Raw genomic sequence first — 23,083 nt, forward strand, 5'->3', positions numbered from 1 at the left:
ACCATGTGTTCGAGGGCATGGCGCATTTTTTCGGTGGCGCCGTCCACGGCCTGATCGAGCGATGAGGCTTTGTGGGTGACTGAAATGGATTGGTGGCCTTTGGGCCGTGCCTCGATCTGGCAGCGCTTGTCGTCGACGCCGCTCTTGTTGCCATTTTCGTCGCTGAGATGAACTTCAACCCGGGTGAGAAAATCTTCAAAACGGTCCAGCCGCTCGGACACTGTCGCGCTTACCCACTCCTGAAGCCGGACACTTCCTTCGATATGGTTGCTTCTCACATGAATTTGCATGGTATTCCTCGCTTCTGACGGGTCTGTACCTTCGAGGGCAGGCATACCGTCCAGGTTCCGGACTTTATCGTTGCGGCGCTGACAAAGACCACAATCTGCGACGCTGCAGCTGCGTACGCGCAGCCCTGTAGTGCGTTGAGCCTGCATGGGGACGCTGAGTGCGCGCCCACACATGGCCACGTGACAGTTATGACAATGCCCGGCGTGGAAGGCAACCCCTATCGCCTGCGCGGCGGGGTAAATGCTGCCTGGGATGAGGCGGACGCGAGCATGCCCGGCACCCCGATCGGGAGCCGGGCATGGGTTAACCGGGCGTCTGCCGCCGGTCGATGTCCTTGACTGTCACGCCGCGCGCCTAGTCCGGTTGCCCCGGCTGCAGGGGGCCGATGCGCAATGGCCGCATCATCTCGTTGTCCTCGTGCTCGACGATGTGGCAGTGCCAGACGAACTGGCCGGGCGAGTTGAACTGTACGCGCAGACGCGTGACCTGGCCGGGGTAAGTGATGACCGTATCCTTGAAGCCGGTCTCCCAGGGCTCGGCTGGCATGGGCACGCTGCCGGGGGCCAGCTGCACCTGCTGTTCATCCTCGTCGACGAAGATGTCCTGCCGGTCGATGACCTCGAACACCACCTCATGAATGTGCATCGGGTGGGCGTCGGCGGTGGCGTTGTACAGCTCCCAGACCTCGGTCGCACCCACGGCCGGGTTCTCGGTCACCGGCTCTGCCCACAGACGCTTGCTCCAGTGTGCCGGCGCCTCGCCGGGGTCACCGGCCAGGGTGCCCAGTAATGCTTCGGCTGGGGCATCATCGAAGAAGGCCGACACCTCCTCGATCAGGACCAGGCGACGGGTGAGGCTTGCCTCCGGCAGCGGTGTGATCGCCGGCAACTGCAGAAACTGCGGCGGTGTACTCGGATCAACGGCCACGGCCGGCACCACGCGAAACTCCAGGACCTGGCCGGTGGACGCCGGGTCGGCTATTTCGAAATCGAGACCCGGCTCGCCGCCGCCGAAGGGTTCGTCCGGGCCGACATTGCCCAACACGTAATTGCCCACTGGCACATTGCTGAAATCGACGATCAGGTCGGCCCGTTCGGCCAGGCCCATCAGCAGGCGATTGCCGTGATCGGCGCTGAGGTTGACCGGCGCAGCCAGGAAGCCGCCTTCGTTGCCAATCTGCCAGACCTCCACGCCGGGGATATTGCCGAAGTCGAGGATCAGGAAGCGCGACTGGCAGCCGTTGAGCAGGCGCAGGCGATAGCGCACCTGCTCGACGGTATGGAAGGGCCAGGTGTTGCCGTTAACCATCAGTGTGTTGCCGAAGAACTCGGGATTCCAGGCCGGCGCGATGTCGGTGTCGGGAATGAAGGGACCGGCAATGTCGTCGAAGAATTCGCGTGACTCGGGGTAGAACAGCGAGCCATCGCTGTTGAACGAACGATCCTGGATGGCGATGGGGATCTCGTAGTAGGTCTTGTTCGGCGGGAATTTGTCGTTCTCCCGCGGCGCCGGACTTGGCAGCAGCGCTGGCATGCCGGAGCGGGTATCGCTCACCGCGAAGTCGCCGGCCGGGCCACCACGTATCAGGTAGAAACCGGCCGGGCCGGCGTAGACATTGAGGCGGGTCATGCCGAGCGTGTGGTCGTGGTACCAGAGGGTCGAGGCGCGATTGAGGTTCGGATACTGGAAGGTGGCAAAGCCTGGCCCCCAGGTCTCACCGAAGTTGGCCTCGGCCTTGCCGGCGAAGAAACCGTACCAGGTGCCTGCATGGGCGTAATCCTGTGGGATGTTGCTGGCAGCGGGCAGGTACCAGGCCTCGGTATAGCCGTCGCTCTCGTCGCCGACGCCGACTGCACCGTGCACATGGGTGACCATGGGCACCGGTCCGGTGTAGAGCGGCGGCGTGCTGGCGAAGTTCGGGCGCATGTCGCGCCCAGCGAGACCGCCGGGCGGGTTGGCCCAGTGCAGGGTCGGGTCCACCGGCAGCAGGTGCGGCAGGTAGTTGCCGACATCGTCTGTGAGGTCGTTGACCCACTTCACCCGCACCGGCGTGTTCCACTTGGCCTCGATGGTCAGCGAGGGGGCGCTATGCAGCAACAGGCCTCGATTGCCGTTGGCCGACAGCGCGCCATAGCCCCACACGGTGGTGGCCGGCAGGCCCGCCGGGAGGATCTGCTGGGCGAACTGCTTGACCGATATCTCGTAGTAGTCGACCTGCTTGCCGGCCAACCGGTTGAACTTTGCCGCTCTCGGCATGACCGGCGGAATCAGCAAGGGGGTCTGAAACATGGCAATGTCATGTGGATCGAGTGAGCCACCGGGAATCTGTGCGAGTGCGACGGGCACGCCGAACCTGTCAAATGCATACAGTGTAAGAACGGTGCCGCCGGTATATTTCAAGAATGTACGCCGCGTGAACATAGTACGAATTCCTGCTCGTCAAATTGCTTGAACCGCCGCCTGGGACCGTCCATCAATTTGCCGAAGGCATCCACTTTCAGGGTGCACATGACACGCTGTAAACCAACTTTCCCTGTCTGCCTTGTCTCACCGTTTGACCTGAAGACTGCCTGTATAAACACGATGCTGTTCGAGAAATACCGCTGCGTGGGCGAAAGACAGCATTGGTGCGGCCCATTCGGCCCGCTACCTGAGCATAGCCGGCCTGTGTGCCATAGTTGTGCCACTGGTCATATGTTGCCAAGGACGCCTGGGCGATCGGCATCGGTCCGCGGCAATAGAATCGGCTTTGCTTGCTCTACCGGCCATTAGCCAACGGGGGGGATATGACAGTCGAAACCTGGGAGCTGCTGTCCTACATCGTCACGGTGGTGGCCTTGCCCTTCGCGATTGGGGTGTTCCTCGTCGAACAGCGCAAGGAGCGCGCGAACGAACAGGAAGCCACCTGGCAGCAGATCTCCGATGCCTATATCGACTTCCTGGAAGTGGTACTGGCCAACCCGGACCTGAAGCTGCGCAGCCAGCCTGCCACCCCGGATTTGACCGACGAACAGCGCGAACGCATGTTGCTGATCTTCGACATGCTCATTTCCCTGTTCGAGCGTGCCTATCTGCTGATCTACGAGCCCAACATGGACGAGAAGAAACAGCGGCGCTGGCACTCCTGGGAGGACTACATGCGCGAGTGGAGCCGACGCGAGGACTTCCGCGAACGGCTGCCACAGTTATTGCGCGGGGAAGACCCGGATTTCGCCATCTACCTGCGACGGCTGGCAGATGAGGAAGCGCCGGGCGTGCCGCCTCATGGACCGGGTGGCGCGGAAGCCACCCCGTAGCAGCCAGCTTGCTGTGGTCCGGCACTCTGGCGATCACTGGTGGATCGCCAGCAAGGACTGGGCGTCCCCCTGGCTCCTGCACATCGACCTTGTTACGGCCCCGCTCGCTTGACTTGCGTCGGGGCCGGCGATATCAGGCGAAGACGAAGTACTTGCGCACCGTCTCGACCACTTCCCAGGTGCCTTGCATGCCCGGTTCGACGATGAAGATATCGCCGGCCTTGAGGTGGATCGGCGCCTGGCCGTCCGGGGTGATGATGCAATAGCCTTCCTGGAAGTGGCAGTACTCCCATTTCTCGTAGGCGACCCGCCATTTGCCGGGGGTGCAGATCCAGGTGCCCATGATCTTGCTGCCGTCTTCCGAGGTGTAGGCGTTGAGGTTGACGGTGTGCGGGTCGCCGGCAAGCTTCTCCCATTTGCAGGCGTCGAGCATCGGCATGGGGGTGGTATCGCGGAGAACGGTGATTGGGTTAGGCATGTCTGCTCCAAGTTGTTCGGCTGAAATAACGCCGCCTAACCTAGAGCCTCTGGCGCCGACACGGATGTCTGTAGTCGACCCCAAAATGCCTGGAAACGCGCAGCTCGAGGGTGACCTGGATCGACCAGCCCTCTTCGCGCCACCTCGCATGACGCGAAGAGCAACCTGCCTACGGCCCTGCTGGCGCCTAAAGCCAATCCATCAGCAGGCATTCGCTGATTTCTCGACGGGGCAAAGCTGGCGCAGCCCAGGGAATACGGCGCTTCTGGCGGGGTTTATGCGCGTTAATTCCTGAAGCCTCAGGTTTTATCGCCACTCGTACTAAACCGCTCGCGGTAAATCGGGCTACCTTATGACTCAGGGCAGTAACAAGGAGGGTTTAAGCGAATGACGACACGCAGTATCACTTGTCCCCCACTCAGCACCCGCGTGATTCTGCACGCTGGCCGCAGTGCCAAAGCACAGAATGCACGTGTATCCATGGAGTCGAAAGATCAGGCCGTGGGTGCAGGTCGACAACAGATGGCAACCCGAGTCCGCGCTTAGCGCGTAACGCCGCAGCTCGCGAATAGGCGAATCGTACAGCGCGAAACAGTCGAACGGCATAACCGACCATGGGTCTGGATAGATAGCCATAGTGCTAACGAAGATCCGTTCAACTGCCTAGCATGGCGACCCGACGCAGCACCCTGGCATTCGTCCAGGCGGCCAGCGACATCGATCCAGCGCCCCACACGGGGCGTGAAGCAAATCCGAGACGACGACTGACCCTCATCAGCGCCGTCTCGGCTCCGACTACCTCCCTCTTCTGACGCATTTCATCCCGATCCAGCATCGGGATGAAACGCGTCGATCCTGGTCGCTATTCAGCTCTGCACCCGAGCCCCTGCAGGCGTGTCCAGAATCATCGGGCCACTTCAGTACGGCACACAAGCTGGCGGGTTGTCGCTGCGCTCCGAAGCCACCCTACGAATAGACACCACCCAGCCTGGAGCAATCCGCGGTTCGTAGGGTGTCACTCGCCGCAGGCAGTGCACCAAGGTTCATCGGCGCGGCACACAAGCTGGCGGGTTGTCGAACGCCGCCCGGGCCGCCCCTCTACAGATCGAGTGCGCCGCTCGATCTGGAACCATCCTAAATCCATATCAGCTGTTTTCGCTTGCCGCGCTGCGTCAGGCCATGGCCAGTTGCTGCTCGGCCCAGGCGCGCACTTCGGCGTAGGGGTAGCTGTCCAGGGCGGCGAAGCCTGCAATGCCGCGCGCCTTGAGCTTGGTCAACAGCGGCACGCTGATGCCGCAGAGGAAGCGGGTCAGGCATTCGGCGCTCGGGGGGCTGCCTTTCAGCTCGGCGTGGCGCTGGATAAAGCTGCCGCACAGGCGCTGCAGGTCATGTTCGGCCAATGCGGGCAGCGGCGGCGGCTCCGGCAGACGGGCGACCTGGCCGTGGCACACCGAGCAGTGGCCGCAGCGTTCGGGGGCCTGGCGGTCGCCGAAGTAGGCGGCCAGGCGCTGACCCAGGCAGTGCTCGGTGGCGAACAGTTCGAGCATGGCATGGATACGGGTGATTTCGCTGCGCTCCTGCTGTTTGAAGTAGTCATGCAGCTCGGCGCTCAGCGCTGCGGGGTCGAAGCCGGCATCGAGCAGCGCGTAGACCTCGGTCATCTGTTTGCTTTCCAGCTCGATCCAGCCCTTTTCCTGGAAGTAGTCCAGCGCCTTGACCACCCGCCCGCGTTCGGCCTGGTGCTGCTGGTAGAGCCTGTCGAAATCCAGGGTGCACCAGGTGCGGGCGCGTTGCGAGCTGTCGAAGATGGCCTCGACGAACTGGCGACGCTCGCCGTCGAACTTGGCCAGCAGGGCCTCGGGTTCGAGCAGGTGCTTGAAGCGGTATTCGGCGAAGTAGGCGTAGCGCGGAGCGATTATGCCGCGCAGCTCCAACTGCACCAGCAGGGTTTTCAGCGGCAGTTGGCGAATGTTGCTCTGCTCGGACAGGGCATTGAGCAGCAGTTCCCACTGACCGTCCTGGCTGCTGGCCAGCAGCTCGTCGAGCACGCAGCGGATGCCACCCTGCTCGGGCGTATCGCCATAGACGAAGTTTTCCAGCACGTTGAGGCTGTCGCGGTTGGCCAGCACCAGGCAGTCGGAGGGCTGGCCGTCGCGCCCGGCCCGGCCGATCTCCTGGCTGTAGTTCTCGATCGACTTGGGCAGGTCGAAGTGCACCACGTTGCGGATATCGCTCTTGTCGATGCCCATGCCGAAGGCAATGGTGGCGACGATGCAGTTGATCTGCCCGCCCATGAAGCGCCGCTGGATCGCCTCGCGCGCCTCATGGGCCATGCCGGCGTGGTAGGCGCTGGCGGCGATGCCGCGCTGGCTCAGGCGTTCGGCAACCTGCTCGGCGGTCTTCTGCTGGGTGACGTAGACGATGCTCGGCTGCCCGGCCTTGGCCCCCAGCCACTCGACCAGCCGGCGCTGTTTGTCGGCGCCGCTGACCGGCTCGACCAGCAGATTGAGGTTGGCCCGGTAGAAACCGGTGGTGATCACATCCGCCGGGGCGATGGCGAACTTGGCCTGCATGTCGGCGATCACCGGCGGCGTGGCGGTGGCCGTGAGCAGCAGCACCTGGGGAATGCCGAACTGGCGCTGGTAGTCGGGCAACTTGAGGTAGTCGGGGCGGAAGTTGTGGCCCCACTCGGAGATGCAGTGGGCTTCGTCGATCACCAGCAGGGAGATCGGCACCTGACCGATGAAGTTGCGGAAACGCTCGTTCTTCAGGCGCTCGACCGAGATCATCAGGATCTTCAGTTCGCCGGACCTGGCCCTGGCCATCACCGCGCTGGCGTCTTCGCGGCTCTGCGCCGAGTCGATGCTGGCGGCGCTGATGCCGTGGCGGGCGAGAAAGGCCAGCTGATCCTGCATCAGCGCCAGCAACGGCGAGACCACCAGGGTCAGGTGCGGCAGGTGCAGCGCCGACAGCTGGTAGCACAGCGACTTGCCCGAACCGGTGGGAAAGATCGCGGCCGCCGAGCGCCCTGCCAGCACGGCGCCGATTGCCGCCTCCTGGCCGGGACGCAGCTGCTGAAAACCGAAAACACGTTCGAGGGTGGTGTACATGAGCTGTCACTCCGTTGACCGCTGAATGGCCTGTGACCATAACGCGGCGAGGGTGGGTCAGGCCACCCGAAAAACCAGGTGACCTCGTAGCCCGGGTGCAATCCGCGACATTGTCGCTCCCCGGATCGCATCCGGCCACAACACCGCAGGCAGTGAGGACTGCGGCGCTAACCGTGCAGGGGCCTTGGCCGCGAAAGCCCCTCGGCAGCATCGCTGCTCGCCGACGGATCGCCGTTCGCGGACAAGTCCGCGCCCACAGGGGACGGCACGGCGCCCGGAAATGACATGGCCGCCCGAAAGCGGCTCGGTCGCGGGAGGTGCGGGCGCCGAACGCCCTGTCAGCTGGCGTCGCTCGCCGCTTCCTGTCGGGACGCAGTTGCTGGTAACCGAAACACGTTCGAGGGAACTGTGCAGGGGCTGTTACGCCTTTAACCGTGGCTGTATACGACCATGGTCCAGCAATCGAAATGAACCTTTGCCTGAGTGATACGCTGAATAGCCTCGCGATAAGCCTGCCCACTCCGGGACGTTGCCGCGGTTAGCCGCCAAGATCGACAGGCAAGATTCATAAATACAGCGCAGCCTCATCAGCATTGATTCGGCGCATAATGTGAACCGCCTCGCAACTATAGAATCATCCCTTTTCTGACTATGGGACTCAGGCATGGAAGCATTACGGCGTGTGCCCTTGCGCTACAAGTTCTGGGCGGTCAACGGTGTGGCCTTCATCAGCATCCTGCTGCTGGTTGTAGTGGCGATGGCGCTGGAGCAGCGCAGTGTCAACCAGAGCCGACAGGATCAGGCACGGAGTCTGTTGCTGTGGTGGCAGGGGAGCGCACCAGCCTCACCTGAAGACTCACTGCAACCGCTGCTCCTCAGCGACGAGGCCTCCTCTCCTGCCCAGCGCAAGCTGATCCAGGCGGCACGGGCCGAGCCGAACTGGGTCGAGTTGTCAGGCTTGACCCTGCTGGATGCACAACTGCCATTCGGCGCCTGGGTTCGCCTTCGGGAGGGATCGGGGGTGCTGGCGGTGCTGGTGAGCGGCAAGAGCTTCCAGCAAGTGTTCGTCGAGCGGGCGCCGGTGTATGCGCTGGCGGTGTTCCTGCTGATGCTGGGATTGCTGTTCGGCTCACAGATGCTGATCCGCTTTGTCGAGAGCTATCAACGCCAGTTGCAGCAAATGGCGCATTTCGATTCGCTGACCGGCTTGCCCAATCGGGTGCTGGCGTACGACAGGCTGGCGCACGCACTGGACAAGGTGACGCGCCACGGCGGCCACCTCGCGGTGCTGTTTATCGACCTGGATCGATTCAAGACGCTGAACGATAGCTATGGCCATGGTTTTGGCGACGCCGTGCTGCGCACGGTGGCCCAGCGCCTGCAGACCCGCTGCCGCCAGGAAGATACCCTGGCGCGGCTGGGGGGCGACGAGTTCCTGCTGATCCTCGAGCGGCTGCCGGCACCGAGCACGGCCAGCCTGGTGGCCCGCAGCCTGCTGCAGTTGCTCGAACAGCCCTTGCAGCTGGAGGAGGGTCATGAGCTGTATGTGGGCGCCAGCATCGGCATTGCCCTGTACCCCGGCGATGGCAACAACGCCGCGGAACTTATCCGCAACGCGGATGCGGCCATGTACCGGGCCAAGGCCAACGGTCGTAACACCTGTGCCCACTACATCCCCTGCCTGACCGAGCATGCGCGGACGCGGTTCGAGCTGGAACTCTCCCTGCGCGGGGCCCTGCATAACCATGAACTGAGCCTGCACTTTCAGCCGTTGATGCGCCTGGCGGACGGCCATTGCCTGGGCGCCGAGGCGCTGCTGCGCTGGCACAGCCCGCAACATGGTCAGGTGGGGCCGGATACCTTTATCCCGCTGGCCGAAGACAGCGGGCAGATTGTGCCGATCGGCAGCTGGGTGCTGAACGAGGCGTGCCGCCAGGCCAGCGCCTGGCGCGAAGAAGGCCTGCTGCTGGAGACCATTGCCGTCAACCTGTCGCCGATCCAGTTCATGCAGCAAGACATCGTCCAGCTAGTCGCGCGGGCCCTGGCCAGCAGCGGCCTGCCGGCTCATTGCCTGGAGCTGGAAATCACCGAAGGCGCCCTGATGCGCCACACCGATCAAGCGGAAAACACCCTGAAAGCCCTCAAGGCCCTGGGCGTGCGGATATCGGTGGACGATTTCGGCACCGGCTACTCATCGCTGGCCTACCTGCGCCGCTTTGCCCTGGACAAGCTGAAGATCGATAAAAGCTTCATGGCCGGGGTGCCCACCAATAGCAGTGACTGCCAGTTGGTTCATACCATTATCGCCATGGCCAGATCCATGCAACTGACGGTGCTTGCCGAAGGAGTGGAAACGCCGGAGCAGCAGGGCTGGTTGCTGGCCGAAGGCTGTGACCAGTGCCAGGGTTACCTGCTGGGCCGCCCCATGCCGGCCGAGTCGTTCGCGCAGCACTGGCAGGCGCTGTCGGTCAGTGCCGCGGCGCAGAGCGGCGCCTGCGGCCAACCACAAGGGTACGCCGGGGTGTAGTGCCGCGCCCTTGCCGGCTCGGACATGAAAAAGCCGCCCGAAGGCGGCTTGTTCAAGCAGCAATAGACCGCGACTTAGAGCTGCGGGCCGGCCTGCTTGATGGCGTCGCTGACATCGAACTTCTTGAAGTTGTCGATGAACAGCTTGGCCAGGCCTTTGGCGGCTTCGTCGTAGGCGTTCTGGTCTTCCCAGGTGTTGCGCGGGTTGAGCAGGTTGGTTTCGACACCCGGTACCGACTTCGGCACGCTGAGGTTGATGATCGGCAGTTGCTCGGTTTCGGTGCCGATCAGCGCGCCGCTCTGGATCGCGGCGATCACGCCACGGGTAGTCGGGATATTGAAGCGCTTGCCCACACCATAGCCACCGCCGGTCCAGCCGGTGTTGACCAGGTAGACCTTGGAGTTGAAGCCGCGGATGCGCTTGATCAGCAATTCGGCGTATTCGCCAGCCGGGCGCGGGAAGAAGGGCGCGCCGAAGCAGGTGGAGAAGGTCGACTTGATGCCGCTGCCGCTGCCCATTTCGGTGGAACCGACCAGCGCTGTATAGCCGGAGAGGAAGTGGTAGGCCGCCTGTTCTTCGTTGAGGATCGACACCGGCGGCAGTACGCCGGTCAGGTCGCAGGTCAGGAAGATCACCGCGTTCGGCTCGCCGCCGAGGTTCTTCTCGGAACGCTTCTCGACGAACTCCAGCGGGTAGGCGGCGCGGCTGTTCTGGGTCAGGCTGTCATCGGTGTAATCCGGCACGCGCTGCTCGTCGAGGATGACGTTTTCCAGCACGGTGCCGAACTGGATGGCCTTCCAGATCACCGGCTCGTTCTTCTCGGACAGGTCGATGCACTTGGCATAGCAACCGCCCTCGATGTTGAAGACAACGCCCTCGCCCCAGCCGTGTTCGTCATCGCCGATCAGGTAGCGCGACTCGTCGGCCGACAGGGTGGTCTTGCCGGTGCCGGACAGACCGAAGAACAGGGTCACGTCGCCCTCTTCGCCGATGTTGGCGGCGCAGTGCATCGGCAGCACGTCTTTTTCCGGGAGCAGGAAATTCTGCACCGAGAACATGGCTTTCTTCATCTCGCCGGCGTAACGCATGCCAGCCAGCAGAACCTTCTTGGCGGCGAAGTTGATGATCACGCAGCCGTCGGAGTTGGTGCCGTCACGCCCGGGCACGCACTCGAAGTTGGCCACGTTGAGCACCTGCCACTCGTCCTTGCCGGCCGGGTTGTAGGCGGGCGGGTTGATGAACAACTGGCGGCCGAACAGGTTCTGCCAGGCCGTCGCCGTGGTCATCTTGACCGCCAGGTAGTGTTCCTCGGCGGAACCGACGTGGACGTGGGAGACGAAGAAATCCTGGTTGCGGTTGAACTCTTCGACACGGTCCCACAGGGCATCGAACTTGTCGGCGGGGAAGGGACGGTTGATCGGGCCCCAGGCGATTTTCGCCTCGGTGCTCGGCTCCTGGACGATGAAGCGATCCGCTGGCGAACGACCAGTACGATGACCGGTACGTACGACCAGGGCGCCGCTGGCGGCCAGTTCGCCCTCACCGCGGCGGATGGCTTCTTCGACCAATTGTGCAGCGCTGATGTCGGTGTACACGGCGTTATTGGCTTGCGTCATGGGGGTCCCCGTCGGCCAAAGGCCGAGTTTTCCAAACGTTTTGTAGTAAAAGCGAAAACACTACTACAGCGAGAAAAAAGTCGCGGGAGTATGCCAGAAAGCACGTCCCTTGGCAGCACCCGATCCGCTAAGCGGGTCGATAGGCGCACGCTATTGCGCTCAATGAAGGGTCTGCGCAGGCCCTGCGCTGCCGCCTCCAGCGAACAGTTGAGCGATGTCGGCAGCGTCGAACGCGTAGCGCTGGTTGCAGAACTGGCAGTCGATCACCACCTGGCCGGCATGCTCGCTCAGCAGCAGCTCGGCATCGGCCTGACCTAAACTGACCAGGGCATTGGCCGAACGTTCACGCGAGCAGCTGCAACGAAATTGCAGCGGCCGCGGCTCGAACAGACGCAGCGGTTCTTCATGATAGAGACGGTGCAGCAGGGTTTCGTTGTCCAACCCCAGCAGCTCTTCGTGGCTCAGGGTGGCGGCCAGGGTCGCCGCATGCTGCCAACTGGCCTCGCGCTCCTCCGGCTCTTTCAGACGATCGGCAGGCAACTGCTGGAGCAGCAGGCCGCGCGCACGCTGACCGTCGGCACACAGCCAGAAGCGGGTGGCCAGTTGCTCGGAGGTGGCGAAATAGTTGGTCAGGCAATCGCTCAGGGTGGCGCCATCCAGGTCGACGATGCCCTGATAGCGCTGGCCCTGGGTGGGGTCGACGGTCATCGCCAGCACGCCATCGGGCATCAGCTCGGCCAGGCCGGCATCGGCGCCAATCTGCTCGGCATGGTAGCGGGCGATCCCGCGCAGTTCGCCGGCGCTGGAGCATTCGACCATCAACAGCGGCAGCGCACCCGAGGAGCGCGCCTGCAAAATCAGCAGGCCGTCGAACTTCAGGGTGCCCACCAGCAGGGAGGCGGCGGCCAGCAGCTCGCCGAGCAATTGCGCGACCGGCTGCGGGTAGTCGTGCTTGGCCAGCACGTGCTGGTAGCTCTCGCCCAGGACGACCAACTCGCCGCGAATGTCGGTGTCGTCGAACAGAAAGCGTTGGGTGAAATCGGGCATAGCGGGCTCGCCTGCAAGGGGAATTGCTAGAGGCTGGCGATTTTATGCACAAATGCCGGCCCAACCAAGGGCCGCGCGCCGAATGACCGTCACGGACGCGCCTCCTGGCGATCAATTTCCGCGGCAAGTTGGGGCACAAGTCACATGCAAACCCCGGCCAACTCCCCTAAAATGCGCGCCGCCTGGGAAGGCACACCATTATTCTCATCAAGGAGCGGCATCATGCCCAATACTTTCCTCAACAGCCAATGGCGCCTGCGCCCCCTGCTGCTCTGCAACATCGGCGCCGTGCTGCTGCTCGCCAGCTGGCTGTGGCAGCCGAGCCGCCAGCTCTGGGATCAACTCGACCTGACCCTGTTCACCCTGCTCAACGAGCCGGTGCATGCGGCCGGTCTGTGGGCGCATATCTGGGCCATCGCCAGCATGCGCCCGGTGGATCTGGGGGTCGGCCTGCTGATGCTGGCCGTGATGCTCAAGGCCGACCTGCTGTTCAGCGGCGCCCAGGTACGCCGGGCGCTGTTCGCCTTTCTTAGCGTCTTGCTGGTATTGCTGCTGTTTCGTGTCGGTTTCGCCGAGCTGGTCAAGCTGATGGGCTGGCAACGGCCGAGCGCCTCGCTGGTGGTAGAAGGCAGCGCGCGCCTGACCGAGCTGTTCCCCACCTGGGAAGAGCGCTGGGACATGAAAGACAGCGCCAGCCGCAGCTTCCCCGGCGACCACGCCTCGGTGCTGCTGATCTGGGCGCTGTTCATGAGTTTCTTCGCCCGCGGCTGGAAGCTCCTGCTGGTCTGGAGCATGGCCGTGCTGTTCATGCTGCCACGCCTGGTCGCCGGCGCCCATTGGGCCTCGGACGCGCTGGTCGGCGGGGTGTTCCTCAGCCTGCTGGCGCTGGCCTGGGGCTGCTATACACCCTTCGCTGACAAGGCCAGCGCCTGGCTGGAGCGCTGCAGCGCACCGCTGACCCGCCAACTGGCACGCCTGCCGCTGCTGGGGCGGTTCAGCGTGATTTCGGGGCATTGAGAAGCACCACGTAGCGAAAGCAGGCCTGCCCTGCAGGCCAACAGCATCGCGCCGGGTCGCAGCAGACACCAGCAAACCCTGTAGGAGCTGCTTCAGCTGCGATGGCGGACAACGTCCGCCCCACAAGCAAAAGCATCGCGCCGAGGTCTCCCACAAACTCAGCAAACAATGCACTCCCTGTGCGGCTCTCCGCCACTCGCGCTACAGCAGATGTTCCAGCACGCTGGTCGCAGACTGGAAGGGCAGGCCGTGGGCCTCGGCGACGCTGGCGCAGGTGATCATGCCCTTGGCCACGTTGAGGCCGTTGCACAGGTGCGGGTCTTCTTCCAGGGCACGGCGCGTGCCCTTCTCGGCGAGGGCGATGACGAACGGCAGGGTGGCGTTGTTCAGCGCCAGGGTCGAGGTGCGCGCCACTGCGCCGGGCATGTTGGCCACGCAGTAGTGCACCACCCCGTCGACCACGTAGGTGGGATCGGCATGGGTGGTGGCTTTCGAGGTCTCGGCACAGCCGCCCTGGTCGATCGCCACGTCCACCAGCACCGAGCCGGGCAGCATCTGCCGGACCATCTCGGCGCTGATCAGCTTGGGCGCGGCGGCGCCGGGGATCAGCACACCGCCGATCACCAGGTCGGCTGCCAGGATCTGCTCGCGCAGCGCGGCGCGGGTCGAATAGAGGGTGGTGATGCGGCTGGCGTACTGGCTGTCCAGACGCCGCAGGGCGTCGACGCTCTTGTCCAGCACCGTGACGTCGGCACCCAGCCCCACCGCCATGGCCAGGGCATGGCTGCCGACCACGCCGCCGCCGAGGATCACCACCTTGCCCGGCGCCACGCCCGGTACACCGCCGAGCAGCACACCGCGCCCGCCCCTGGCTTTTTCCAGGCAACTGGCCCCGGCCTGGATCGACATGCGCCCGGCCACCTCGGACATCGGCGCCAGCAGCGGCAGACGGCCGTGGCTGTCGGTGACGGTTTCATAGGCGATACAGGTGGCGCCGCTGGCCATCAACTCGTCGGTCTGCGGCCGGTCCGGCGCCAGGTGCAGGTAGGTGAACAGGGTGTGTTCGGGACGCAGCAGCGCGCGCTCGGCGGTCAGCGGCTCCTTGACCTTGACGATCAGCTGCGCCTCGTCGAACACCTGCGCCGCGTCCCGGGCGATCTGCGCGCCGGCCGCCTGGTAGTCGGCGTCGTCGAAGCCAATGGAGGCCCCCGCCAGGCTCTCGACCCAAACCTGATGGCCAAGGGCGGTCAGTTCGATTACCGATTGCGGAGTCAGGCCAACACGGTACTCATGGTTCTTGATCTCTTTGGGGACACCGATACGCATGATCCTCTCCTTACTTCAGCCGAGTACCTTGAAGTTTAGAAGAGCGATGCCGCGGGCCTCCCTGTATATCCGCCGCACTTCAGCTGAAAGCCCTGATTCAGCCGCGCATAACGGCACCTTTCCCGCCACTCGATGCAGAACGCGACAGCTTGTCCGCCGCCCTCGGCGGTCGTGAAAATATCGAGCGCCGTAGCGCAACGTCAGCAGCGGATGCCTGGGGGCGGTCGCAGCCGGCAGGCGTTTTTTCACCAGCGCTCAGCCGCGCGGATGCAGCCAGGCCGGTGCCAGGGTGGCCGGATCGAGCGCAGGCCCCTCGGCCAGTTCGATACCCTGGGCACCCAGCAGCGTGGCGAGCCGGCCATCGGCATAGGCGCGAAACAGTTCGTTGCAGCCGCCGAGCAGCTCGCCACCGACGAATATCTGCGGGATGGTGAGCATCCCGCTCTTGCGCCGCAGCGCGACGCGCAGGCGGCCGCCGAGGTCGTCCCGCTGGTACTCGACCGAGTCCAGGTCGACCGAGCGGTAGGCCACGCCGAGGGCGTTGAACAGCTTGCGCGCCGACCAGCAGAACTCGCACCACTCCAGGGCGAACATCACCAGCGGCTGCTGAGGGTCGGCGAGGATTTGCGCCAGCAGCGCCTCGGCCTCGGCATCGACTTCTGCGCCGACCGGCTCCGGCTGCGCGGCACCGGGCGCGGCGGGGCTAACGTCGAAGCGGTAGTTGGGCGTCGAGCGGGCCAGCTGCTGTTCCTCCTCACTCATGTCCACGGCGATGTCTTCGAACAGCGGCGTGGACAGGTAGCGCTCGCCGGTGTCCGGCAGCATGCAGAGGATGCGACTGCCGGGGGCGGCATCGGCGGCCACGGCCATGGCACCGGCGAAGGTGGCGCCGCTCGTGGGGCCGCAGAAGATGCCTTCCTGGCGTGCCAGCTGGCGGGCGTAGTGCAGGGCCTGGTTGCCGTTGATCGGCACTATCCGGTCGATCAAGCCGAGGCCGCGCGCATCCTCGGTCAGCTTGGGAATGAAGTCCGGGGTCCAGCCCTGCATCAGGTGCGGGCGGAACGCCGGGTGGCTGTCCAGCGGCCGGCCCTCGGCATCGCGCAGCTGGACGATGCCGCTGCCCAGCAGCGGCGAGTTGTCCGGTTCGCAGACCACGATGCGGGTCGCCGGGCTGCGCTCGCGCAACACCCGCGCGGTGCCCTTGAGCGTGCCGCCGGTGCCGTAACCGGTGACGAAGTAGTCGAGCGGCACATCGGCGAAGGCCTCGAGGACCTCCAGGGCGGTGGTGCGGCTGTGGGCGTCGGCATTGGCCTCGTTCTCGAACTGGCGCACCAGGAACCAGCCATGTGCCGCCGCCAGTTCCTCGGCCTTGCCGACCATGCCGCTACCCTTGAGCGCGGCCGGGGTGAGCACCACCCGGGCGCCGAGAAAACGCAGAATCTTGCGCCGCTCGATGCTGAAATTCTCGGCCATGGTCAGCACCAGCGGATAGCCCTTGGCCGCGCAGACCATGGCCAGGCCGATGCCGGTGTTGCCGCTGGTGGCTTCGATCACCGTCTGCCCCGGTTGCAGGGCGCCGCCGCGTTCGGCCGCCTCGATCACGCTGAGGGCCATGCGATCCTTCACCGAGCCCATGGGGTTGAAGGCTTCCACCTTGACGTACAACTCGACGCCGGGCGGCCCCAGGCGGTTGATGCGGATCACCGGGGTGCGGCCGATGGTGGCCAGAATACTCTCGCAGCGGGTGTTCATCGAAGCCTCCGTCAGCAGCATCGGCCCTGCACGGCCGGCTAGTTCTTGGCGCTGTACTCGTTGGTCAATGAGGGGCCGGGCTGCGCTTACCCTCACCCCATAATTATTGATACAGCGCCTAGTTCTTGCCCTTGAGTTCGGCCATGCCCTGAAGCAGCTCGATCGGCAACGGAAAGACGATGGTCGAGCTCTTGTCGCCGGCGATATTGCTCAGGGTCTGCATGTAGCGCAGCTGCATGGCACCTGGCTGGCGGCCAAGAATCTCGGCGGCCTGCATGAGTTTTTCCGAGGCCTGCAGCTCGCCCTCGGCATGGATCACCTTGGCCCGCCGCTCGCGCTCGGCCTCGGCCTGCTTGGCGATGGCGCGGATCATCGATTCGTCGAGGTCGACGTGCTTGATCTCGACATTGGCCACCTTGATGCCCCAGGCGTCGGTCTGCGCGTCCAGCACCTGTTGAATATCGGCGTTGAGGCGTTCGCGTTCGGCGAGCATCTCGTCCAGTTCGTGCTTGCCGAGCACCGCGCGCAGGGTGGTCTGCGACAGCTGGCTGGTGGCGCCGTGAAAATCCTCGACCTGGATGATCGCCTTCTGCGGGTCGAGCACGCGAAAGTAGATCACCGCATTGACCTTGACCGAGACGTTGTCGCGGGAGATCACGTCCTGGGTCGGCACGTCCAGCACTATGGTGCGCAGGTCGACGCGGACCATCTGCTGGATGCCCGGAATGATGATCACCAAGCCCGGCCCCTTGACCTTCCAGAAACGCCCCAACTGGAACACCACGCCGCGCTCGTATTCGCGCAGGATGCGGAACGCCGAAACCAGCAGCGCCATCAGCAGCACCGCCAGCGTGGCAAAACTCAGTTCAAAACCCATGATCAGTCTCCTTGTGGCGGTGTCTCGTCAGTGGCGGCAACGTCCAGCGTCGAGCCCTTGCGCGCCAGCACCCGCACCTGCTGGCCCGGCTGCAGCGGCACCCGGCTGAGCACCTGCCAGTTCTCCCCTTGCAGCTGCACCCAGCCGCCCAACGGGTTGCTCGGTTGCACCGCATGAATCCGCGCCAGGCTGCCGATCAGCTCGGTGTCGCCACCGACCAGGGCTCGCCGCCGCGCGCGCATGGCCATGCTGAGGATGGCGAAAATCACGCCTCCGCTGGTCAGGGCCAGCGTCACGATCAACGGCAGGGGAATGCCGAATCCCGGCACATCGGTGTCGATCAGAATCAAGGCACCGAAGACGAAGGCGACCAAGCCGCCGATGCCGAGCACGCCGAAACTCGGCATGAAGGCTTCGGCGGCGATGAAGGCGATGCCGAGCAGGATCAAGGCCACGCCGGCGTAGTTGACCGGCAACAGCTGCAGGGCGTACATCGCCAGAATCAGGCTGATGCCCCCGAGCACGCCGCCGACGCCGGTGCCCGGGTTGGAAAACTCGAAGAACAGGCCATAGACGCCGATCATCATCAACAGCAGCGCCACGCTGGGATTGGTGATCACCGCCAGCAAGCGCGTGCGCCAGTCCGGCGCGTGGCTGACCACCGCGGCATCGGCGGTGCGCAGCGTCGCCTCGACCCCGGCAGCGGTGAAGCTCTTGCCGTCCAGTTGCTCAAGCAGATGGGCCAGGTCGCGGGCAACATAGTCGACCACCTTGAGTTCGAGCGCCTCTTCGGCCGCCAGGCTGACCGCCTGGCGCACCGCCTGCTCGGCCCATTCGGCATTGCGCCCGCGCATCTGCGCCAGGCCGCGGATATAGGCCGCGGCATCGTTGATCTGCTTCTTGCTCATGGCGTCGCCCGGCGCTTGCTCGGTCCCGCCTTCACCTTCTTTGTCTTTGTCGGATTTCTCCGCTTTATCGCCCTCGGGCTGCTTCGGCGGCGAACTGGGCACGCCGCCGATGGCCACCGGCGTGGCCGCACCGAGGTTGGTGCCCGGCGCCATCGCCGCGATATGGCTGGCATAGAGGATATAGGTGCCGGCACTGGCGGCCCGCGCGCCACTCGGCGCGACATAACTGGCCACCGGAATCGGGCTGGCGAGAATCGCCTTGATGATGTCGCGCATCGAGGTGTCCAGACCGCCGGGGGTGTCGATGTTCAGCACCACCAGCTGCGCGCCCTCCTCCACCGCGCGGGCCAGACCGCGCACCACATAGTCGGCGCTGGCCGGGCCAATGGCGCCATCGACACGCAACGCCACCACAGGCGCCGGGGTCGCCGCCTGAGCGGCCAGCAGTCCCGGCGGCAAGAGCAGCAAGGCCAAGACAAGGAGCAAGCGCTGTATCGGGAAAACCTTCACGGCCCTCTCCACGACAGCCACTACGGGTCAAAAGATAGGCAAAGCGCGGCTGTCTGCTAACAGGATAGTCCATGGTTTTTTGTACAGACCGCGAATGTCAGTGCTCAGCGGCTGTAAACATATCGAACGCCGTAGCGAAAATGTCTGGGGGCGCCTGCAGTAGGTGGGAGTTTTTTTCACCGCCTCTCTGCAAAAGGTGTCGCCAGGGGAGTGCCGGACGTCCGCATACTCCGTTAGTCTGCTCACTATTGCCGCTGTACAAGGTCGCTCGGATGCCCGCCAGTTCATTTCGCCACTCCCTGCGCCGCCTGTGGGCGCTGGACAAGTTCAGCTACAGCCTGCGGGTGTTCATCGCCCTCGCCGGAGCCCTGGCGCTGAGCTGGGCACAGGACTGGATGCAGGCCATGATTCCGCTGTTTCTCGGGGTGATCGCCAGCGCCCTGGCCGAGACCGACGACAGCTGGCAAGGCCGCCTGACCGCGCTGCTGGTCACCCTCGGCTGCTTCAGCGCGGCGGCTTATGCGGTGGAGTGGCTGTTCCCCTATCCCTGGCTGTTCGTCGGCGCCCTGGCCTTGGCCAGTTTCACCCTGACCATGCTCGGCGCCCTCGGCGAGCGCTACGCCACCCTGGGTTCGGCGACCCTGATCCTGGCGATCTACAGCATGATCGGCGTGGAGCAGCGCGGCGGCGTCGCCGGCCTGTGGCTGGAACCGCTGCTGCTGGTGGCAGGCGCGGCCTGGTACGGGGTGCTGTCGGTGATCTGGCATGCGCTGTTCGCCAACCAGCCAGTGCAGCACAGCCTGGCCCGGCTGTTCCGCGAGCTGGGCCGCTACCTCAAGCTCAAGGCCGCGCTGTTCGAGCCGCTGCGTCAACTCGACGTGGAACAGCGGCGGCTGGCCCTGGCCCAGCAGAACGGCCGGGTGGTGGCGGCGCTGAATGCCGCCAAGGAAGTCATCCTGCACCGCGTCGGCAATGACCGGCCGGGCAGCACGGTCAGTCGCTACCTCAAGCTGTACTTCCTCGCCCAGGACATCCACGAGCGCGCCAGCTCCTCGCATTACCCTTATAACGAACTGGCCGAAGCCTTCTTTCACAGCGACGTGCTGTTCCGCTGCCAGCGCCTGCTGCGCCTGCATGGCGAGGCCTGCCAGCGTCTGGCCCAGGCCATCGAGTTGCGCCAGCCGTTCGACTACCGCGAGCAATGCAGCCAGGCGCTGGACGATCTGCATGCCTCATTGCAGCACCTGGACCTGCAGAGCAACCCGGCCTGGCGCCATCTGCTGCGCTCGCTGGGCGCCCTGGCCGGCAACCTCGCCGCCCTCGACCAACTGCTCGGCCACGCCAGCAACCCCGATGCCCTGGACGAGCAACAGGACAGCAGCCTGCTGGATCGCGAGCCACACTCGCTCAAGGAGGTCGCGGAGCGCTTGCGCCAGCAACTGACCCCGACCTCGCTGCTGTTCCGCCACGCCCTGCGCCTGGCCATCGCCCTGGCCGCCGGCTACGGCGTGCTGCACTGGATTCACCCGACCCAGGGCTACTGGATCCTGCTGACCACGGTGTTCGTCTGCCAGCCGAACTACGGCGCCACCCGCCTCAAGCTGGTGCAGCGGATCGCCGGCACCGTGCTCGGCCTGCTGCTCGGCTGGGCGCTGTTCGACCTGTTCCCCAACCCGCTGGTGCAGGCCTTCTTCGCCGTGGCTGCCGGGGTGGCCTTCTTCGCCACCCGCAGCAGCCGTTACACCCTGGCCACCGCGGCGATCACCCTGCTGGTGCTGTTCTGCTTCAACCAGGTCGGCGACGGCTACGGACTGATCCTGCCGCGCCTGGTCGACACCCTGATCGGCAGCCTGATCGCCGGCCTCGCGGTGTTCCTGATCCTGCCGGACTGGCAGGGGCGCCGACTCAACCGCATGCTGGCCAACACCCTCAGCTGCAACAGCACCTACCTGCGCCAGATCATCCAGCAGTACGTCAGCGGCAAACGCGACGACCTGGCCTACCGCCTGGCCCGGCGCAATGCGCACAACGCCGAAGCCGCGCTGTCCACCACCCTCGGCAACATGCTCATGGAACCCGGGCATTTCCGTAAGGAGGCGGACTTCGGCTTCCGCTTTCTGGTGCTGTCGCACACCCTCTTGAGTTATCTCTCGGGCCTTGGCGCGCACCGCGGCGAAATTCTCCTCGGCGACCCGCAGAGCCCCTTGCCGGCCAGCGCCGAGCGCCTGGCCGGCAGCCTCGACGAAATAGCCAGGAGCCTGAGCGAGGAACGTACGGTGGTGATCCAGAGCGACGCCGAAGAGCAACTGGCCGCCGAACTGGAACAGCGCATGGATGCGCTGGACGACCGGCAGCGCCTGCTGCAGACCCAGCTGGCGCTGATCTGTCGGCAACTCGGGCCGTTGCGCTCCCTCGCCGCGCACCTGCTCAAGAACCGCGGCACGCCCTAGAGACTGGTCTGTGCTGACGATGCAGAGGAAACGTTAGCGGGCCGTTCTTAACGCCCCTTTTCTTTTATCGAGAGGGGCAACGCAGGTAGTGTTCAACAGCCCGCTAGCGCAGCACCGCGGCCAGCTCATGGATCTCGTCCCAATGCTGGCTGACCAGGGCCAGGCTGCCGTCCGCCGCCACGTCACCGTGTGCACCACCGAGCTTGGCGTAGGCGGCCAGGCTGGCCAGCGCCGGCAACTGCGCGGTGCTGTCGGCGTTGCGAAGGACATGAAACAGACTCAGGTTGACCAGATCGAGCAGCTCGATCTGCCGCTGGCGTTGCAGCGTCCAGTTGCCCGCCTCGCGCACGATGTCCACATAGGCCTCATCCACCGCCCACTTTTTCAGCAGCATCACCCCCAGCGAGGCGCCATAGGCCTGGCACAGGCTGTGGTAGCGCGCCGGCGTCGGCACCAGGTCGCCACCCTTGAACGCCGAGAGCACCGCGAGCGAACCCACCTCGCCGAGCAGGCTGGCGAGCACCGCATGATCGGCCGGCACCTGCCCAACCCTGCGCGCGAGAAAACCGCAGATGCTTGCCTTCAGGGTCAGCCGCTGCCAGGCGTCCATGAACAGCAACTTGTGCCCGGGGCTGTGCAGGACGAACAGACTCTTGACGCTGTGCAGCATCACCACCCGGTCCACTTGCTGCATGCCGAGCACGCGCAACACGTCCTGCAGGGTTTTCGGCGCCACGCGGGTGCGCAGCAAGGCGCTGGAGGCGTACTTCATCAGCAATGCACTGAGCGCCGGGTCCCTGCCGATCAGGCTGACCAGCAGGGTCATGCTGACCTCGGGCTTGGCCAGCGCCCGGCGAATTTCCAGGGTCAACATCGGCAAGCTGGGCAGTTGCTCCTGATCATTTATCAGTTGCGTGACTACCTGCCGGTAAATCGAGTAGTCGGACTGTGTCGTCTCCATCATGGCCTCCCGCCGCAGATGGAGCGCAGTGTAGCCAAGGCCGAGATCTATTGCGCCAGCTTACTGGCAGATGGCCGCACGAGCAGTCAGGCGATGCTCGCCTGGCTGGCCTGAGCACGGCGACGAATGGTCAGATCGACCTTGAGGCAGATGGCCGCCAGCAGCATGAAGCCGGCACCGAGGTTGCCCCGGCTGACTTGCACACCGAACAGAGCGCTCAACCAGTCGGCGATCGGCCCCGGGTAGCTGGCCAGCAAGGCGCCCAGCGGCACCAGCAGAAACAGGAAGCAATAACCCATCGACCGCATCATGTTCATTCCCACACCCTCGCTTTTAGTAGCAACCCGTGCACAATGCCGCCTTCGGCAGCCAGGGCGACACTAGACTTTGGTGCATAGGCCGAGATTTTTCCTGCCGACCCTGCGAGTGACCGTTGAACAAAGCCCTGCTCCAGCAACTGATTCTCGACAAGCTGCACAGCGATCTGGCACTGGCCCAGCAAGCGGCGTTGACCGCCTATGAAGCGGCCACCCACGAAGAGAATATTGCCGAGAACAAGTACGACACCCTGGGCCTGGAGGCCTCCTATCTGGCCGCCGGCCAGGCGCGCCGGGTCGAGGAGATTCGCCAGGCCCTGAGCGCCTGGGAAAAACTCCGGCTGCGGCCCTTCGATGCGCAACTGGGCATTCAGCTCAGCGCCCTGGTGTGGCTGGCCGATGCCCAGGGCAGCGAGCAATGCCTGTTCCTCGGCCCCGACGGCGCCGGCCTGAAACTGCTGCTGGACGGCCAGGAAGTGCGGGTGATCAGCCCGCGCGCACCGCTTGGGCAACGCCTGATCGGCTGCGGCGAAGGCGATCAGGTGGAACTGCGCATGGGCAACAGCATTCAGCGCTTCGAAGTGCTACGGGTCTGCTGAA

At 64.7% G+C, this 23,083-nt stretch carries 17 protein-coding genes; 5 read left to right on the forward strand and 12 right to left on the reverse strand.

The window, feature by feature from the left end; genetic code table 11:
- Both ABZE94_RS10065 and ABZE94_RS10070 read right to left on the reverse strand, forming a co-directional pair.
- The coding region (locus ABZE94_RS10065; RefSeq protein ID WP_372875387.1) for an HPF/RaiA family ribosome-associated protein at window positions 1-290 on the reverse strand (290 nt) is incomplete at its 3' end.
- Between the two features lie 355 nt (window positions 291-645).
- A complete protein-coding gene (locus tag ABZE94_RS10070; RefSeq protein WP_372875388.1) occupies window positions 646-2,580 on the reverse strand; it encodes a multicopper oxidase family protein in 1,935 nt (644 codons plus the stop codon).
- Between the two features lie 497 nt (window positions 2,581-3,077).
- Between ABZE94_RS10070 and ABZE94_RS10075 the strand changes: the two genes are divergently transcribed.
- The gene (locus ABZE94_RS10075) at window positions 3,078-3,587 is read left to right on the forward strand and encodes a hypothetical protein (protein ID WP_372875389.1); all 510 of its coding nucleotides are present in this window, start codon (window positions 3,078-3,080) and stop codon (window positions 3,585-3,587) included.
- Between the two features lie 133 nt (window positions 3,588-3,720).
- Here the strand turns inward: ABZE94_RS10075 and ABZE94_RS10080 are convergent, their stop codons facing one another.
- Complete coding sequence (locus ABZE94_RS10080) at window positions 3,721-4,065, reverse strand: cupin domain-containing protein (protein WP_372875390.1); 345 nt, start codon at window positions 4,063-4,065, stop codon at window positions 3,721-3,723.
- 1,172 nt (window positions 4,066-5,237) lie between these two features.
- Window positions 5,238-7,175: an ATP-dependent DNA helicase RecQ gene (locus tag ABZE94_RS10085; RefSeq protein WP_372875391.1), complete on the reverse strand. Its 1,938-nt coding sequence runs from the start codon at window positions 7,173-7,175 to the stop codon at window positions 5,238-5,240.
- Window positions 7,176-7,839: 664 nt separating this feature from the next.
- On the opposite strand from ABZE94_RS10085, the gene ABZE94_RS10090 reads away from it, so the two are divergent.
- Entirely contained in the window at window positions 7,840-9,702 is a 1,863-nt protein-coding gene (locus tag ABZE94_RS10090) for a putative bifunctional diguanylate cyclase/phosphodiesterase (protein WP_372875392.1), read from the forward strand.
- Window positions 9,703-9,776: 74 nt separating this feature from the next.
- Here the strand turns inward: ABZE94_RS10090 and ABZE94_RS10095 are convergent, their stop codons facing one another.
- Window positions 9,777-11,318, reverse strand: coding sequence for a phosphoenolpyruvate carboxykinase (locus ABZE94_RS10095; protein ID WP_372875393.1), 1,542 nt, complete (start codon window positions 11,316-11,318; stop codon window positions 9,777-9,779).
- Window positions 11,319-11,477: 159 nt separating this feature from the next.
- Window positions 11,478-12,365 carry an Hsp33 family molecular chaperone HslO gene (gene hslO, locus ABZE94_RS10100; protein ID WP_372875394.1) on the reverse strand — a complete coding sequence of 296 codons (888 nt, stop codon included), beginning with the start codon at window positions 12,363-12,365 and terminating at the stop codon, window positions 11,478-11,480.
- A gap of 222 nt (window positions 12,366-12,587) precedes the next feature.
- On the opposite strand from hslO, the gene ABZE94_RS10105 reads away from it, so the two are divergent.
- A complete protein-coding gene (locus tag ABZE94_RS10105; RefSeq protein WP_372875395.1) occupies window positions 12,588-13,382 on the forward strand; it encodes a phosphatase PAP2 family protein in 795 nt (264 codons plus the stop codon).
- A gap of 201 nt (window positions 13,383-13,583) precedes the next feature.
- On the opposite strand, the gene ald is transcribed toward ABZE94_RS10105, so the two are convergent.
- The 4 genes from ald to ABZE94_RS10125 form a co-directional block, all read right to left on the reverse strand.
- The gene (ald, locus tag ABZE94_RS10110) at window positions 13,584-14,708 is read right to left on the reverse strand and encodes an alanine dehydrogenase (protein ID WP_372875396.1); all 1,125 of its coding nucleotides are present in this window, start codon (window positions 14,706-14,708) and stop codon (window positions 13,584-13,586) included.
- Between the two features lie 255 nt (window positions 14,709-14,963).
- A complete protein-coding gene (locus ABZE94_RS10115) occupies window positions 14,964-16,460 on the reverse strand; it encodes a pyridoxal-phosphate dependent enzyme (protein WP_372875397.1) in 1,497 nt (498 codons plus the stop codon).
- A 118-nt stretch (window positions 16,461-16,578) separates the two neighbouring features.
- Window positions 16,579-17,337 (reverse strand): slipin family protein, encoded by a 759-nt coding sequence (locus tag ABZE94_RS10120; protein WP_372875398.1) that lies wholly within the window; start codon window positions 17,335-17,337, stop codon window positions 16,579-16,581.
- Window positions 17,338-17,339: 2 nt separating this feature from the next.
- Window positions 17,340-18,731 (reverse strand): nodulation protein NfeD, encoded by a 1,392-nt coding sequence (locus ABZE94_RS10125; RefSeq protein ID WP_372875399.1) that lies wholly within the window; start codon window positions 18,729-18,731, stop codon window positions 17,340-17,342.
- A gap of 296 nt (window positions 18,732-19,027) precedes the next feature.
- Between ABZE94_RS10125 and yccS the strand changes: the two genes are divergently transcribed.
- Window positions 19,028-21,205: a YccS family putative transporter gene (gene yccS / locus ABZE94_RS10130; RefSeq protein WP_372875400.1), complete on the forward strand. Its 2,178-nt coding sequence runs from the start codon at window positions 19,028-19,030 to the stop codon at window positions 21,203-21,205.
- Between the two features lie 103 nt (window positions 21,206-21,308).
- Here yccS and ABZE94_RS10135 read toward each other — a convergent pair whose 3' ends face one another.
- Both ABZE94_RS10135 and ABZE94_RS10140 read right to left on the reverse strand, forming a co-directional pair.
- Window positions 21,309-22,166, reverse strand: a complete 858-nt coding sequence (locus tag ABZE94_RS10135; RefSeq protein ID WP_372875401.1) for an HDOD domain-containing protein — start codon at window positions 22,164-22,166, stop codon at window positions 21,309-21,311.
- 86 nt (window positions 22,167-22,252) lie between these two features.
- Window positions 22,253-22,483: a hypothetical protein gene (locus tag ABZE94_RS10140; RefSeq protein WP_372875402.1), complete on the reverse strand. Its 231-nt coding sequence runs from the start codon at window positions 22,481-22,483 to the stop codon at window positions 22,253-22,255.
- A 116-nt stretch (window positions 22,484-22,599) separates the two neighbouring features.
- Here ABZE94_RS10140 and ABZE94_RS10145 point away from each other — a divergent pair, with 116 nt between their 5' ends.
- A complete protein-coding gene (locus ABZE94_RS10145; protein ID WP_372875403.1) occupies window positions 22,600-23,082 on the forward strand; it encodes a transcription elongation factor GreAB in 483 nt (160 codons plus the stop codon).
- Window position 23,083 lies beyond the last annotated feature (1 nt).

Origin of the sequence: Pseudomonas sp., from assembly GCF_041601375.1 — a bacterium.
Classification (GTDB): domain Bacteria; phylum Pseudomonadota; class Gammaproteobacteria; order Pseudomonadales; family Pseudomonadaceae; genus Aquipseudomonas.

Coding starts and splice junctions, on each gene's coding strand:
- ABZE94_RS10070 (WP_372875388.1), bottom strand. CDS start 2,580: ATGTTTCAGACCCCCTTGCTGATTCCGCCGGTCATGCCGAGAGCGGCA.
- ABZE94_RS10075 (WP_372875389.1), top strand. CDS start 3,078: ATGACAGTCGAAACCTGGGAGCTGCTGTCCTACATCGTCACGGTGGTG.
- ABZE94_RS10080 (WP_372875390.1), bottom strand. CDS start 4,065: ATGCCTAACCCAATCACCGTTCTCCGCGATACCACCCCCATGCCGATG.
- ABZE94_RS10085 (WP_372875391.1), bottom strand. CDS start 7,175: ATGTACACCACCCTCGAACGTGTTTTCGGTTTTCAGCAGCTGCGTCCC.
- ABZE94_RS10090 (WP_372875392.1), top strand. CDS start 7,840: ATGGAAGCATTACGGCGTGTGCCCTTGCGCTACAAGTTCTGGGCGGTC.
- ABZE94_RS10095 (WP_372875393.1), bottom strand. CDS start 11,318: ATGACGCAAGCCAATAACGCCGTGTACACCGACATCAGCGCTGCACAA.
- hslO (WP_372875394.1), bottom strand. CDS start 12,365: ATGCCCGATTTCACCCAACGCTTTCTGTTCGACGACACCGACATTCGC.
- ABZE94_RS10105 (WP_372875395.1), top strand. CDS start 12,588: ATGCCCAATACTTTCCTCAACAGCCAATGGCGCCTGCGCCCCCTGCTG.
- ald (WP_372875396.1), bottom strand. CDS start 14,708: ATGCGTATCGGTGTCCCCAAAGAGATCAAGAACCATGAGTACCGTGTT.
- ABZE94_RS10115 (WP_372875397.1), bottom strand. CDS start 16,460: ATGAACACCCGCTGCGAGAGTATTCTGGCCACCATCGGCCGCACCCCG.
- ABZE94_RS10120 (WP_372875398.1), bottom strand. CDS start 17,337: ATGGGTTTTGAACTGAGTTTTGCCACGCTGGCGGTGCTGCTGATGGCG.
- yccS (WP_372875400.1), top strand. CDS start 19,028: ATGCCCGCCAGTTCATTTCGCCACTCCCTGCGCCGCCTGTGGGCGCTG.
- ABZE94_RS10135 (WP_372875401.1), bottom strand. CDS start 22,166: ATGGAGACGACACAGTCCGACTACTCGATTTACCGGCAGGTAGTCACG.
- ABZE94_RS10140 (WP_372875402.1), bottom strand. CDS start 22,483: ATGAACATGATGCGGTCGATGGGTTATTGCTTCCTGTTTCTGCTGGTG.